This is a genomic window from Agrobacterium sp. DE0009, assembly GCF_007680755.1.
Taxonomy (GTDB): domain Bacteria; phylum Pseudomonadota; class Alphaproteobacteria; order Rhizobiales; family Rhizobiaceae; genus Agrobacterium; species Agrobacterium tumefaciens_B.
On sequence record NZ_VEIU01000002.1, the window covers coordinates 583,210 to 597,071 of the forward strand.

Consider the following 13,862-nt stretch of genomic DNA (forward strand, 5'->3'; position numbering starts at 1 on the left):
GGGAGCGATGAAATGGAGCCCAGCAGGAAGCTAACGCGGTCCTACGTCAAACGTACATGCATCAGAGGAACCGGAAAGGCAGCCCGGATATCAGCGCTTTGACGAAGCGCTTTTTTTGGAAGCGTCCGTTGAGCGAAACGCGGGACAACTGTGTCGGCCTCTCAAGGTTTTGGCGGCTGATAGTGCCGGCCTGCGTAGTCACAGCCACGGGATATCCAGCGTCGTAAACCGCCTTTGCTTCGCGCGCTCCCGCGGCCGTCACCCAGCCATAGGGGTAGGAGAACGACCGCGGCCTTTGCCCGGAATAGGACTCCACCCGCCGTGTCGACTCGGCGATCTCGTAAGCGAGCCGCTCCGCATCGATCTTGCACATATTCACATGTGTCATGGTATGCGCGCCGAGATGAACCAGGGGGTCTTTGGAAAGCATCCCGAGTTCAACGGCATCCATGACCAACTCGTCCACGATGGCGAGCGGGTCAATGCCGTGTCGGCTTGCCGCGTGGTCAATTCTTTTGACCGCCTCGTCCTCCTCTGACTTCTGGACGAAATCTTCCAGGCGCGTGAACGCTTCCGCTTTCTGCGACGGGCTCACGCACGGCACCTGCTCCGGCCCCATTCCGAAATCGAATTCGAAGGATGTGGCTTTCTCCGTCAGGGCGGCTGCTGTTTCCCACCACAGGCTGCGCGTTCGCTCGACAAAACCCGGCGTAATGAAAATCGTATAGGGCACCGCATATTTGCGGAAAATCGGCGCCGCAAATTGGGAATTGTTGCGATAACCATCATCCAGCGTGAAGGCGCAAAACGATCTGGTGTCTCGGGGGTCGGCCAGCAAAGCCGGCAGATCGTGGAGATGAACGGGCACAAGACCCGATTCAAGCGCTGCCTGAATAGCCTCTTCCAGGAATTCGGGTGTGACAGACAGTTGAACATTTGGTGCGAAGGCGGAGATGGCCGCGCCCGGCCGCACGTGGTGAAGTGTGAAAATCACCCCACGTCCGCCAAAGGATGGAAATGCTGACCGCACGGGCCGTAGAGCGCTTAACTCCAACCCCGCTCTTATCATCGCATATCTCGCGATTTGCCTGAGGGGCGGAACAAGACCAATCTTCGTCGTCGTCGTCGCTATTTGCGGAAGAATTCGTTTTTTGAGGACCCGCCAGACCGTCAGCGGCAGATCGATCAAACCCGGCATGGGATCGTTGAGGGCAAATGCGGCCCAGCTGCGGATTTTGATCAAGGAAGCGAAATAGTCTGTCATCCTCGCCTGTCCCCGGCGGGCCAGTGTGAAAGCCGCGACCGTGTCGCGGATGAGATAAGACCACGAAACGCCCTGCCGCGCAGTGGCAGATTGGTTCGTCGACGCCTCATTGGCAACCCGCCACAACAGCGCGCCAAGATCAACGCCAGCAGCTCGGCATAGGCCGAACCACGACCATGGCCGCGGGTTGACGTCGAGGAGTTTAAGTTCGCCGTCGCGGCTGTCGAATTTAAACTCAACCTCGACCAGCCCGCTATGGCGAGCCAATCGCAGTATCTTCCGGGCCGCATCGACCGCCTGCCGGTTATCTATGACCTCGACTCGGGTGCTCGTATAGCCGAAATTGACCGGATATTGCCTGGCGCGCCGAGCGGTAAATTCCGCGACCGGCTCTCCATCTAGCCATAGTGCCGCATAGGAAAACTGGCTTTCTCCGCCGCCGGGAATGAGTTGCTGTACGACGACGTTGCTAGCGCCAATTTCCGCGCTCGCATCGGCGAAAGCCGATCTCAGCGTCCGACGATCATCCGCGCGGACCACTTTCGCGCGCGCGATTACTGTATCTCCACCGCCCATGTTCGGTTTGAGAATGATGGGAAAGGCCACGTCGAGCGCCTCGATATCGGCAGCCGATGCCAGCGCGTAGGTGCGCGGAATGCTGACACCAAGCTCCAGCGCGCGCTGATAAAGAAGCGGTTTCTCGCAGAGCCACTTCAGTTCCGCCCAATTCGGCAGGATGATCCGATAGAGGGCCGAAAGCTCGTCACGATGCTGGGAAACGAGTTGAACCTCACCATCTCCGGACGGGACAAGCAGATATCCCTTCAAACCATGCGTCTCGGCCAGTTGGTTCAGGAAGAGAGCTGCGCCGGCATCGTGCGGGCCCGCCCATCGAATTGTCTTGCGCACGAAACGCGACCAGCGCGGCAAAGGGGAATCGTGGGTGAGGTAAACAACCGGCACATCAAGGGCACCGAGGCTGCGGGCAAGCGCAAGTGTGCCGTGAGCACCGCCTACGATAACAACACCTGGAATGGTCAAAGCCTGGTCCCCATCCTATTCCATGTCTTGATCGCAAAAATTGATAAATAAATTGGATATTTCTAAAGTATCGGCCTATGGAAATTGAACGGAGGGAAGGCCAACTCCCCCTCCCCTGCGGCGCCCTCTTCAACGGATCTGATCGTCATGCCTCTTTGCGCACAGGGCGTGGTTCACCCTTGTCATCCACGGCAACCATGATGAAAACGGCTTCCGTCACCTTATCGCGAGAATCCTGATAGTGCCTGCGGGTCCAGGCCTCGATCTTAAGCGTGATGGATGTGCGCCCGATTTTCTCAATCCTGCTGTAGACACACAGTGTGTCGCCGATCTTGACCGGCTTTTTGAAAATGATCTCGTTGACTGCCACGGTAACGGTGCGTCCGCCAGCCACGTCGTTGGCACGCACGAAAGCCGCAAGGTCCATCTGCGACATTACCCAGCCGCCGAAAATGTCGCCGGCCGGATTGGCGTCGGCTGGCATTGCAAGCGTTCTCAGTGTCAGTTCCATATCGGCGGGCGGTTGCTGGTCCATTTGCCAAGTCCTTTCATAAACCTCCCGCTGCCGGACTTAAACCAGCCGCCCCTGATCCGCCAATAGCCGATTTTTCGCAGCTGCCCTTCCAAAACAGCAAGGAATATCAGGCCATCGTAAGTTTCGGTTAACCATGATGAGGCACGATTCCAGCGAAACATGGGGGCGTGCGAATGGCCTATGACTGGAGTGGAAACAACACGATACAACAGCGCTACGACCGTATCGTCCTGGCGGTCGCGAGTGTGATTGCCGTCAGCCTCGCAACAGGCACGATTGCCCTGCAATCACAGCCGAAGCCTGACGCGCCGGTTCACATTGTCAAGCAGCAACGCCTCGCGTCGGACACATGGCACTTGCGCCTCTGATCCGTTCGATCTGACTTCCCGGGTCTGTCGAAAGACTCCACTGCAAAAGCCAGAGCCTCAGCAAGAACAACTGGCTCTTCAAAAGTTGTGGAGTACGGCTTTGCTTCCCCGTGTGTTTGCCAAGAAGCTGAAATACCGGAAAATGCTGATTTCCCGTGGCAATAACCATATCCCTTGAGCGAAGCGCTCCGCGCAATTCCCAGAACAAATCACAATTTATTGTGGTTGCACTTCGTCGCGATTTGGACTTGGTTAGCGGCTCAAAAAACTCACGGGGAAAGAAACAATGTCGATCACAACCAAGACTCGCGCCGCACTTCTGGTGGGAACGCTTCTTTTTGGTGCAAGCTCCGCGCTCGCAGAAACGGTCCTGCACCGTGGCAATGCCGGCGAACCACAAACGCTCGATCAGGCACAGACGTCCATTAACATCGAAGCCTTTATCGTCAAGGACCTCTATGAAGGTCTGACGATCTATGATGCAGCCGGAAAGATCATTCCGGGTACGGCGGAAAGCTGGACGCTGTCTGATGATGGTACCGTCTACACGTTCAAACTGCGCGCCGATGCGAAGTGGTCGGACGGTACGCCCGTGACGGCAGAAGATTTTGTTTTCTCCTACCAGCGTGTCGAAGACCCGAAAACCGCAGCGAAATACGCCAATATCCTCTACCCGATCAAAAACGCCGAAAAGATCAATAAGGGCGAAACAGCCGTCGACCAGCTCGGCGTAAAAGCGGTGGATGACAAGACGCTTGAGATCACGCTTGAGCGGCCGACGCCGTTCTTCCTGGAGCTCCTGGCCCATCAGACGGCTCTGCCCATATCCAAGGCGAGCTTCGAAAAGAACGGCACGAATTTCGTGAAGCCTGGTGTGATGGTCTCGAACGGCGCTTACAAGCTCGAAGCCCATGTTCCGAACGACAGCCTGACGGTTGTCAAGAACACCAATTTCTGGGACGCTGCCAATACCAAGATCGATAAGGTAATCTTCTACCCCGTCGACGATCAGGCCGCCTCCGTTCGCCGTTTCGAGGCGAAGGAAATGGACCTCGCGTACAATTTCTCCGCTGACCAGATCGACCGTCTGCGCAAATCCTATGGCGACCAGGTGCATGTTTCACCGACGCTTGCGACCTACTACTACACCTTCGATACGCGCGAAGCGCCTTACGACGATGTCCGCGTACGCCGGGCGCTATCCATGGCTGTCGACCGCGACTTCCTCGCCAAGGAAATCTACAGCGGCTCGCAGGTTCCGGCCTATTCGATGGTTCCCCCGGGTATGGATTCCTACGGTGAACCCGCCAAGGCCGACTTCGCGACCCTGTCGCAGCTCGACCGCGAGGACGAAGCGCTCAAGCTCATGAAGGAGGCCGGTTACGGTGAAGGCGGCAAGCCGCTTTCCGTCGAAATCCGCTACAACACCAACCCCAACCATGAACGCGTCGCGACGGCGATCGCCGACATGTGGAAGAACACGTTCGGCGCGAAGGTGTCGCTGGTGAACCTCGACGTCGCTTCGCACTATGGCTATCTGCAGGAAGGCGGAAAGTTCAACGTGGCGCGGGCCGGCTGGGTCGCCGATTATGCGGATGCGGAAAACTTCCTTGCGCTCTCCATCTCGTCCAACAAGACCTTCAACTACTCGAAGTTCAACAATGCCGAATACGACGCATTGATGAAGAAGTCCTATGAGGAAAAAGATCCGGCAGCTCGCTCCAAGCTGCTGCATGAGGCAGAAACCATTCTCATGAAGGAACAGCCGGTGGCACCGCTTCTGACGCAGGCCGATCTCTGGCTGGTTTCCAACCGCGTCAAGGGATGGGTGGACAATGCTGCGAACGAACACCTCAGCCGCTTCCTGAGCGTTTCCGAATAAGCAGCGCTGGCACGGTGGCAGACACCACCGTGCCATGCCGGAGCCCGAAAACATGATCTCGTTTATTCTGCGCCGTTTGGCGAGCGCCGTGCCGACGTTGTTCATCGTCGTCACGATTTCGTTTTTCCTGATGCGTTTTGCGCCGGGTGGCCCCTTCAATCTTGAACGTCCCCTGCCGCCGCAGACGATGGAAAACCTGATGCGGACCTATCATCTCGATGAGCCATTGTGGCGCCAGTATCTCATCTATCTCGGCAATGCCGTCACCGGCGATTTTGGCCCGAGCTACATCTACAAGGACAACACCGTCGCGCAGCTGATCGGCAAGGGCCTGCCCTATTCGCTCGAACTGGGTTGTTATGCCCTGTTACTGGCGCTGGTGGGCGGTGTGCTTGCCGGCACGCTCGCGGCACTCAGGCAAAACAGCGCCTTCGATTTCTCGATCATGTCTATCTCGACGGTCGGCGTGACCGTACCGAACTTCGTTGTCGCGCCGGTTCTCACGCTTGTATTTGCCGTGCTGCTTGGGCTTCTTCCGGCAGGCAGTTGGGGCGACGGATCGTTGCGCTATCTCATTCTGCCAATGATCGCGCTCGCCTTGCCGCAGCTTGCAGTCATTGCGCGCCTGACGCGCGGCGCAATGATCGAGGCGTTGCGTATGGACCATATCCGCACGGCCAAGGCCTATGGGCTTCCCGCGCGCAGCGTCGTCGTTTTCCACGCCATGCGCGCGGCAATGCTGCCGGTCGTTTCCTATCTCGCCCCCTGTGCGGCAGCCCTGCTGACGGGCTCCGCGGTCATCGAGACGATCTTCACCATTCCCGGTGTCGGCCGCTACTTCGTTCTCGGCGCCATCAACCGTGACTATACGCTGGTGATGGGAACCGTCGTTCTCGTTGCCATCTTCGTCATAATATTCAATCTCGTGGTCGATATTCTCTACGGCCTGCTTGATCCGAGGGTCAGACATGACTGATATCCCCGGCACGAACGCCCATACGCAACAAGTCAAAAGCCGCAGCCTGTTCCAGCTGGCAGCCCTGCGTTTCAGACGCAACAAGGCGGCCATGGCTGGCTCCGTCATGCTGCTCCTGATCACTCTGTTTTCGTTTATCGGGCCACATTTTCTGACGCACACCTATGATCAGGTATTTTCGTCCTATGTCTCGGTGGCACCGAGTCTGGAGCCGCGCCCGGATGTGAACAACCTTCAGGGCGTGATGGAGGGTGTGGCAAGCCGCGCCCGCGTCGAGCTGAAGGAATTTTCCGTTGAGGGCCAGACATTTACGGCGACCATCACCTCCAGCAGCGCAATCGATCCGCGTGCCACACGCTATTTCGACCGCGCCAACGAATTCGAAAATACCAAGGTGATTGCGACCGAAGATGACGGCCGCACGCTAAAGCTGGAAGGCGATGTCAACCGCGAATACTTCTTCTTCGGCACTGATTCGAATGGCCGGGACATGCTGGCACGCGTCATGCTGGGCGGACAGATTTCGATTGCCGTCGGTGTGCTGGCGAGCCTCGTTTCGCTGGGAATCGGCGTGGTCTACGGTGCAACAGCGGGCTATATCGGCGGGCGCGTCGACAATGTGATGATGCGCTTCGTCGAAATCCTCTATTCGCTACCCTTCGTTTTTCTGGTTGTGGTTCTGGTGGTCTTTTTTGGCCGCAGCTTCATCTTGATCTTCCTCGTCATCGGGGCGGTGGAGTGGCTGGATATGGCGCGTATCGTGCGCGGACAGACACTTGCCCTGAAACGGCGGGAATTTGTAAGCGCGGCACAAGCTCTGGGTTTGAGCGACTGGCAGATCATCCGCCGTCACATCATCCCCAATACAATCGGACCCGTGGTCGTGTTCGTTACGGTCGTCGTGCCCAAGGTCATTCTTCTGGAAAGCTTCCTGTCTTTCCTAGGTCTCGGCGTTCAGGCACCATTGACAAGCTGGGGCGCACTGATCTCCGAAGGTGCCAATAATATCCAGTCGGCTCCCTGGCTTCTGATATTTCCGGCGATCTTCTTCGTGCTGACCCTGTTTTCGCTGAATTTCGTCGGCGATGGGTTGCGTGACGCACTCGATCCCAAGGATCGTTGACATGAATACGACAACAGAAACTATTCTCGCCGTTCGCGACCTCAAGGTGGATTTCACCACGCCGGATGGCACTGTCCATGCCGTCAAGGGCATCGACCTTGACGTCAAGCAGGGAGAAACGCTCGCCGTCGTCGGGGAGTCCGGCTCGGGCAAAAGCCAGACCATGATGGGCATCATGGGGTTGCTTGCATCCAATGGCGAGATCAGCGGCTCTGCGAAATATCGCGGTCGCGAACTGCTTGGATTGCCTGTCGGCGAACTGAACAAGATCCGCGGCGCGAAAATCACGATGATCTTTCAGGAGCCGATGACCTCGCTCGATCCTCTCTACCGGATCGGCGCGCAGATTGCCGAACCGATCATTCATCACCGGGGCGGCACTAAAAACGAGGCGCGGGCGCGCGTTCTCGAGCTGCTCAAGCTCGTCGGAATTCCAGAACCCGAGCGGCGGATCGATAGCTATCCGCACGAGCTTTCCGGTGGTCAGCGCCAGCGCGTCATGATCGCCATGGCGCTCGCGAACGAGCCGGACATCCTGATTGCGGATGAGCCGACAACCGCCCTCGACGTCACGATCCAGGCCCAGATCCTTGATCTTTTGAAGTCGCTGCAGCAGCGTTTCGGGATGGCCATCGTCCTGATCACCCATGATCTCGGTGTCGTCCGCCACTTCGCAGATCGCGTCGCTGTCATGCGCCGAGGGGAAATTGTGGAGGCCGGGACAACGGAGGATATCTTCGAGCGCCCGAAGGCTGATTACACGCGGATACTTCTCGATGCTGAACCCCGTGGGCACAAGCCCGCAGTCAGCCAAGAAGCTCCGATTGTGCTTTCCGGCCAGAACGTGACGATAGACTACACAATTCCGGGCGGCTTTCTGTCGAAATCGAGCAAGTTCCGGGCCGTTGATGGCGTGAACGTCAACCTTCATCAGGGACAGACGATCGGCATCGTCGGCGAATCCGGGTCAGGCAAATCCACGCTCGGTCGTGCGCTCCTGCGCCTGATCCAGGCGGATGGCCGGATTTTTTTCGGGAAGCAGGACATTACCGGATTGGATCGAAAGGCCATGCGGCCGCTGCGGCGGCATCTGCAGCTGGTGTTTCAGGACCCGTATGGTTCACTTTCCCCGCGACAGACGGTGGGCGAGATCATCACCGAGGGTCTCTTCGTGCACGATCAGGGCCTCAGCCGCGCGGAACGGGAGAGGCGCGCGATCGAGGCGCTGAAGGAAGTCGGCCTCGACCCCGCGGCGCGCAACCGCTACCCCCACGAATTTTCCGGGGGACAACGCCAACGCATCGCCATTGCCCGCGCTATCATTCTGAAGCCCGAGGTCATCATTCTTGACGAACCCACGTCGGCGCTGGACCGATCCGTTCAGGGGCAGGTCATTGACCTGCTGCGCGACCTACAGAAGGCGCATGGCCTTTCTTACATCTTCATCAGCCACGATCTGTCCGTTATCAAGGCTATTTCAGATTACGTCATCGTCATGCGGAACGGAAAGATTGTCGAGGAGGGGGAGACAAACGCTATCTTCAACCGGCCGTCGGCTGAATACACCAGAACACTTATCAAATCCGCTTTTTCACCCGCCGTCGTGCCGTAGATAAAAAATGGAGCGCACGCAGATCGCAGCGCACCTGCTCCGCCCGTGCGAAACCAGTTGCTTTAGGGCAGGTGCTCATTAGACTGTGACGTCCAAGACGCGGGCGGCTGGTGCATATCGAGGTTAACATCTCCTTGGTCGCTCAATAGTGAGGCACAGGGGTCGCCACTTGCCGGAGCCTGCACGACCGTTGAGCGGTCGAAGCGCTCGTCTGGGCCCAGTATCGAACGTCGCGCACTATCGAGGAGCGCTGATTTCGCACAAACGTCAGGGCGCCTCGCTATTGCGGACGTGCGACCTGACGATCACGCACCACTCCCTTAGGAGCACAGGAGCCCATTATTAAAGGCCTGTCGCTGGTCGTTATCTGTTTACTCCTTCTTCGATTGTTTGATGACGTGGAAACGCCAGGAAAGACCGGCAGTCGGACCATGCAAACTTCCGCCCTCATCAGCCGTTGAACGACACTCGACCGACCAGAGACGATCGTCTTCCTCACTCGATGATCAATCGCAAGTATGTTGCCTGACATAAACTGGCTTCACCCAAGCGTCGAATTGATCTATCCTGTTGGCCGACATGACAGTCGATGTGCATCCGGACGGCGAGGGTCGCCAAGGCAATGTCCGGCCACAAGCGACTTCGAAACTCGGCCGGACTCTCAATGGAGAGTCGTCATGTCGGAACAATCTGCTGCATTACCGTCCCTGCCCTTTGCGCCCGTCGATGTTTGCGACGGAATCCATGCTGCTGTCGCCTTCGAGGTGCTGCGCGATCAATACTGCCTGCAGGCCGCGACAATCGCGGCGTGGTGCGCCATCGAAGCGCGCACCCAAGGTGATGAGCACCGCTACCGTTTCTGGTTCGGGGTGTTTTGCGACCTTCGCAAGGCCTCGCCTATCTTTTCTCTCGTGCTACCCACAGCCTCCAAACTGCGGCCGTTCTTCCCTGAAGGAACCGATTTCCTGCCTGCAAACGGCAGAGACGGCGATGTTGATCGCCTGCTTCACTCCAACAATATCGGTAGCGCTATTATTCGTCAAATTCAATCAATCATCGAAAACTAATATTGGAACTGGGAAGCAATTCTTTCGCAAAGTCTCCGAAACGCCAGTCAAGCAGACAAACGTGAGGGTGAACGATGAAATGGAAAATCCTGTATGTTACATTAAGTGTAACAGTGACTATGGCCGACAAGGCGAGTTCCGAGCAGTTGATCGTCAACAGCTACGGCGGACCGTACGAAGACATTATTCGCAGCCGGATCATTGAACCCTTCGAAAAAGAGTTCAATGTGAAGGTTATTTATGACGCCGTGGGGTCCGCGTCGCAAGATTACGCGAAAATCAAGGCGACACGCGGCCGGCCAGGCTTTGACGTGGTCGTCATGACTGCCTCTCAGTCGCTCGACGGGTGTCGCGATAACCTTCTCGAAAAGTTCTCAACCGAAACCGTACCGAACATCGCGAAACTGAATCCGGAGATCAGCGGCATCGCCGGAGCCTGCGGAGCCGTCCACGAGGTCCAGTATCTTTCTCTTCTCTGGCGCAAGGACAAGCTTGCGAAAGCGCCCGTCTCCTGGTCGGCGTTCTTTGATGAAGAACTAAAGGGAAAGGTGATCCTTCCAACTTTCCAGAACATCATGGCGGCATATCTCATGCAGATCATGTCCGTCGCGAATGGCGGCGATATCATGGACAACGTTGACCCAGGTTTCGAGGCCATGGGCAGGCTCGCCGGCCAATCGATGGGCTTCGAGCAGTCCTCGTCGATTATGGAAAATTACATCAAGGAGGGCGAGGTCTGGGCCATGCCGTTCTGGAACGGGCGTGCACAGCTCCTCGTCGATAGCGGCCTGCCGGTTGACTATGTGAGGCCGGCGGAAGGGACCATCCCCCTCGTCGCGACCTTGAATGTGCCGGTTGGTGCTCGAAACAAGGAGTTGGCATACAGGTTCGTCAATTTCTTTCTTGAAAAATCGAGCCAGGAAGCGTGGGTGACCGGCTATAACGTCGGCAGCGCCCGCACCGATATCGAGGTTCCCGACGCCGTCCGCGCGCGTCAAATCACCACCGACGCAGATCTGAAGACACTTCTTCTTCCTGACCTTTCAGAACTTGCAGCCAAGTTGCCCGAATGGGGTGCGCGCTGGGAGCGTGAAGTGATCGCGGTAGCGCGATAAGGGGGCGATCATGACAACAATCGAACTCCAGTCGCCAATCAAACCAAGCCGCCATCGGGGATTTACACTCAGGCCCTATGCCTCGCTGGTTCCCCCTTCAACCGTCCTTTTGCTCTTCTTCGCTCTGCCAATGGGTATGATGATCGGAATGAGTTTCCATGGGAGCGACGGCCAGGAGTGGACTATTGCCAATTATCAAAGGTTCTTTGCTGACGATTTGATGATGGCGGGTCTCGGGCGAACGATGCTGATGTCGGGACTCGTCGCGATTTGCGTCACTGTCATGGCGTATCCGCTTGCTTATTATCTGGCTCGTGCGACGTCCCGATGGCGCATGGTTGTCTTCGCCCTTGCAATTGCCCCGGAACTCGCCGGTGTTGTCCTGCGCACCTATGGATGGCTCGTGATCCTGGAGGACCGGGGTTTTGTAAACTCGATGCTCCTGTGGGCGGGATTGATCTCCGAACCGCTGCCGTTGTCGAGAAGCATGTTTGGCGTCGTCGCCGGTCTGACGCATGTCGTTCTACCTTTCGGCGTCCTCTCCCTGACGACAAGCCTGCAAGGCATCAACCCCAATCTTGAAAAGGCCGCGCAGGTTCTGGGGGCTTCCCGGCCAGCCGTGCTGCGCCACATTGTTCTGCCGCTTTCCGTTCCGGGGATCGTCAGTTCCCTGCTTATTGCCTTCACAATGGCGGCCAGCGCTTACGCGACACCAGCGCTGCTTGGCGGCGCGGGTTTCAAGGTTCTGGCAACGATGGTCTACGAGCAGGTGCTTTTCTACATCGACTGGCCGTTCGCTGCCGTGATGGCGAATGTGCTGCTTGTGGCAATGCTCATTGCTGTCTTCATCGGCTCGCGCATTGAGGCGCGGCTCCACAATAAACTGCATCTGTAGGAGACGGTCGTGAACAGGTTTTTATCGATGACGTTCAGGATCTCGCTTGGACTCATCCTCGCATTCATCACGCTGCCGCTGCTGGTCGTGCTTGTGGCTTCCGTCAGTCCGACGGCGAGGATTGTCTTTACGCCATCGCTCTGGACGACAAAATGGTACGGCGCCCTCATGTCCAGTCGCTGGATTGACCCATTTTTGCTGAGTGTCGAACTCGCATTGATCGTCACGGTTCTCAGCGGGCTATTTGGGCTGCTCGCTGCTTTTGCCGTCGCCTACGAGAAGTGCCCCGGCCATGCTGCAATCATGTCCTTCCTGTTGTCTCCCCTCTCCGTGCCGCAGATCGTCAAGGGGGTAGCACTCGTCCTGTTCCTGTCGTCGACCGGATTTTACACTCTCCTTGGCACGCCGGGCCTGATCATGGCCCACGTCATCCTCACCCTGCCATTCGTGGTGAGGATGATCGCAGGAGCGATGTTTAATGTCGACAAGAGGCTTGACCTTGCCGCCCGTGTTTTAGGCGCAAACAGGCTGCAGCGGATCCGCTACATCCTGCTGCCCTTGATCAAACCAGGTCTGTTTTCAGGAATGACGTTCGCCTTCATTCTCTCCTTCAACAACATTCCCTTGTCGGTCTTCCTTGTCCGGCCTGGCGAGACGACACTGCCCATCACGGTCATCAATCATCTTGAATACAGCCTCGACCCGGTGTTGGCGGCGGTCAACGTCGCCTCCCTCCTTTTTATTCTTGCAGCCGTCTTCCTGTTTGAGCGGATCGGCGGTTTTTCGACACAGATACATGGTGGAAGCAAATGAGCACAATGGACATAGAACTGATCGCGGTTTCCAAGAGCTATGGAGCCAATCGGGTCGTCGACAATATCGATCTTTCCATTCCGGCCGGAGAATTCGTCAGTATTCTGGGGCCGTCCGGATGCGGAAAGACAACCACGCTGAACATGATCGCCGGCTTTTCCGATCCTTCCGGCGGAGACATCCGGATCAGGGGACGGAGCCAGTTGGGTGTTCCGCCGGAGAAGCGCGGAATTGGACTGGTTTTTCAGAACTACGCCCTCTTCCCGCACATGACGGTCGCCGAGAATGTCGCCTTCGGCCTCAAGATGAAGGGTACTCCGCGCGCCGAGACCGAGACCGAGGTCCGATCGGCACTGAGACGCGTGCATCTTGAGGGGTTTGAACAGAGGTATCCGAAAGAACTGTCCGGCGGCCAGCAACAAAGGACGGCGCTTGCCCGGGCGATCGCGCCCAAACCATCCCTTCTTCTTCTCGATGAACCTCTGTCCAATCTCGACCTCAAACTGCGCGAGGCCATGCGTATCGAGCTCAAGGAGATACAGGAAGAGCTCGGCATGACCTTCATCTATGTTACCCACGATCAGGACGAAGCGATGGCCATGTCCGATCGCATCGTGGTCATGCATGGCGGCCTCGTGGCCCAGGAGGGCAAGCCCGATGATATCTATGATCATCCGCGATCGCGTTTCGTTGCCGACTTTATCGGAAAGTCGAATCTTCTGCCGGTTGCGTCCTTGAGAGCGGAAGGGGGATCGACAACTGTCGTGCTCGAAGACGGTCTTACCCTGACGGCGGCGGCGCCAGAAAATCCGGGCTCCGTCCACTACTGTTGCCTGCGTCCCGAGGCCGTTCGTCTCACGCCTGTGGGAGAGGAAGTGCCCTCGCCGGTCAACAGGATCGACGGGAACCTGACCCGGATCGTCAATCTCGGCGCCTACCGGGAATGCTTTGTTACCCTGCCAAATGGGACAGTACTCAAGTCGCTTATCCGCTCGACGAGACTGCCGGACTTGAGCGTTGGGCAATCGGTCGTTCTCTCCATCGGTCCCGACGCGGTGCAGCTTCTCGATAGCTAGGATTGATCGTGCACCCATATCAATGGACTAAAATTGATATTGGAGACGGAGTGATCGGTCGCGTTACTCTTCCCTTGCAGAGAAAAACTATCCAA

12 protein-coding genes are annotated in these 13,862 nt (G+C 57.3%); 10 read left to right on the top strand and 2 right to left on the bottom strand.

The features are described 5' to 3' along the window. Positions 1-61: 61 nt before the first annotated feature. Together FS804_RS12140 and FS804_RS12145 are read right to left on the bottom strand one after the other, a co-directional pair. A complete protein-coding gene (locus tag FS804_RS12140) occupies positions 62-2,305 on the bottom strand; it encodes a polysaccharide deacetylase family protein (protein ID WP_144576783.1) in 2,244 nt (747 codons plus the stop codon). A 145-nt stretch (positions 2,306-2,450) separates the two neighbouring features. Then, positions 2,451-2,840 (bottom strand): acyl-CoA thioesterase, encoded by a 390-nt coding sequence (locus FS804_RS12145; protein WP_144576784.1) that lies wholly within the window; start codon positions 2,838-2,840, stop codon positions 2,451-2,453. A gap of 173 nt (positions 2,841-3,013) precedes the next feature. Between FS804_RS12145 and FS804_RS12150 the strand changes: the two genes are divergently transcribed. The 10 genes from FS804_RS12150 (at position 3,014) to FS804_RS12195 (ending at position 13,767) form a co-directional block, all read left to right on the top strand. Continuing rightward, positions 3,014-3,208: a hypothetical protein gene (locus tag FS804_RS12150; RefSeq protein ID WP_063950240.1), complete on the top strand. Its 195-nt coding sequence runs from the start codon at positions 3,014-3,016 to the stop codon at positions 3,206-3,208. Between the two features lie 286 nt (positions 3,209-3,494). Then, positions 3,495-5,090, top strand: a complete 1,596-nt coding sequence (locus FS804_RS12155) for a peptide ABC transporter substrate-binding protein (protein ID WP_144576785.1) — start codon at positions 3,495-3,497, stop codon at positions 5,088-5,090. A gap of 52 nt (positions 5,091-5,142) precedes the next feature. Beyond that, the gene (oppB, locus tag FS804_RS12160; RefSeq protein ID WP_063950509.1) at positions 5,143-6,066 is read left to right on the top strand and encodes an oligopeptide ABC transporter permease OppB; all 924 of its coding nucleotides are present in this window, start codon (positions 5,143-5,145) and stop codon (positions 6,064-6,066) included. Further along, a complete protein-coding gene (locus FS804_RS12165; protein ID WP_144576786.1) occupies positions 6,059-7,189 on the top strand; it encodes an ABC transporter permease in 1,131 nt (376 codons plus the stop codon). The genes oppB and FS804_RS12165 overlap by 8 nt, the downstream gene beginning before the upstream one ends. Position 7,190: 1 nt before the next feature. After that, the gene (locus tag FS804_RS12170) at positions 7,191-8,801 is read left to right on the top strand and encodes an ABC transporter ATP-binding protein (protein WP_186376778.1); all 1,611 of its coding nucleotides are present in this window, start codon (positions 7,191-7,193) and stop codon (positions 8,799-8,801) included. Positions 8,802-9,478: 677 nt separating this feature from the next. Further along, the gene (locus FS804_RS12175) at positions 9,479-9,868 is read left to right on the top strand and encodes a hypothetical protein (protein ID WP_144576787.1); all 390 of its coding nucleotides are present in this window, start codon (positions 9,479-9,481) and stop codon (positions 9,866-9,868) included. 74 nt (positions 9,869-9,942) lie between these two features. Beyond that, the gene (locus tag FS804_RS12180) at positions 9,943-10,983 is read left to right on the top strand and encodes an ABC transporter substrate-binding protein (protein ID WP_144576788.1); all 1,041 of its coding nucleotides are present in this window, start codon (positions 9,943-9,945) and stop codon (positions 10,981-10,983) included. A 10-nt stretch (positions 10,984-10,993) separates the two neighbouring features. Further along, positions 10,994-11,878: an ABC transporter permease gene (locus FS804_RS12185; protein WP_144576789.1), complete on the top strand. Its 885-nt coding sequence runs from the start codon at positions 10,994-10,996 to the stop codon at positions 11,876-11,878. 9 nt (positions 11,879-11,887) lie between these two features. After that, positions 11,888-12,691 carry an ABC transporter permease gene (locus FS804_RS12190; RefSeq protein WP_127757384.1) on the top strand — a complete coding sequence of 268 codons (804 nt, stop codon included), beginning with the start codon at positions 11,888-11,890 and terminating at the stop codon, positions 12,689-12,691. After that, positions 12,688-13,767 carry an ABC transporter ATP-binding protein gene (locus FS804_RS12195; protein WP_186376779.1) on the top strand — a complete coding sequence of 360 codons (1,080 nt, stop codon included), beginning with the start codon at positions 12,688-12,690 and terminating at the stop codon, positions 13,765-13,767. Before FS804_RS12190 ends, FS804_RS12195 begins: the two co-directional genes overlap by 4 nt. Positions 13,768-13,862: the final 95 nt, after the last annotated feature.

Bases quoted from the DNA above. Each gene is read 5' to 3' on its own strand.
- oppB (WP_063950509.1), top strand. From the start codon at position 5,143: ATGATCTCGTTTATTCTGCGCCGTTTGGCGAGCGCCGTGCCGACGTTG.
- FS804_RS12165 (WP_144576786.1), top strand. From the start codon at position 6,059: ATGACTGATATCCCCGGCACGAACGCCCATACGCAACAAGTCAAAAGC.
- FS804_RS12180 (WP_144576788.1), top strand. From the start codon at position 9,943: ATGAAATGGAAAATCCTGTATGTTACATTAAGTGTAACAGTGACTATG.
- FS804_RS12185 (WP_144576789.1), top strand. From the start codon at position 10,994: ATGACAACAATCGAACTCCAGTCGCCAATCAAACCAAGCCGCCATCGG.
- FS804_RS12145 (WP_144576784.1), bottom strand. From the start codon at position 2,840: ATGGACCAGCAACCGCCCGCCGATATGGAACTGACACTGAGAACGCTT.
- FS804_RS12170 (WP_186376778.1), top strand. From the start codon at position 7,191: ATGAATACGACAACAGAAACTATTCTCGCCGTTCGCGACCTCAAGGTG.
- FS804_RS12150 (WP_063950240.1), top strand. From the start codon at position 3,014: ATGGCCTATGACTGGAGTGGAAACAACACGATACAACAGCGCTACGAC.
- FS804_RS12195 (WP_186376779.1), top strand. From the start codon at position 12,688: ATGAGCACAATGGACATAGAACTGATCGCGGTTTCCAAGAGCTATGGA.
- FS804_RS12155 (WP_144576785.1), top strand. From the start codon at position 3,495: ATGTCGATCACAACCAAGACTCGCGCCGCACTTCTGGTGGGAACGCTT.
- FS804_RS12175 (WP_144576787.1), top strand. From the start codon at position 9,479: ATGTCGGAACAATCTGCTGCATTACCGTCCCTGCCCTTTGCGCCCGTC.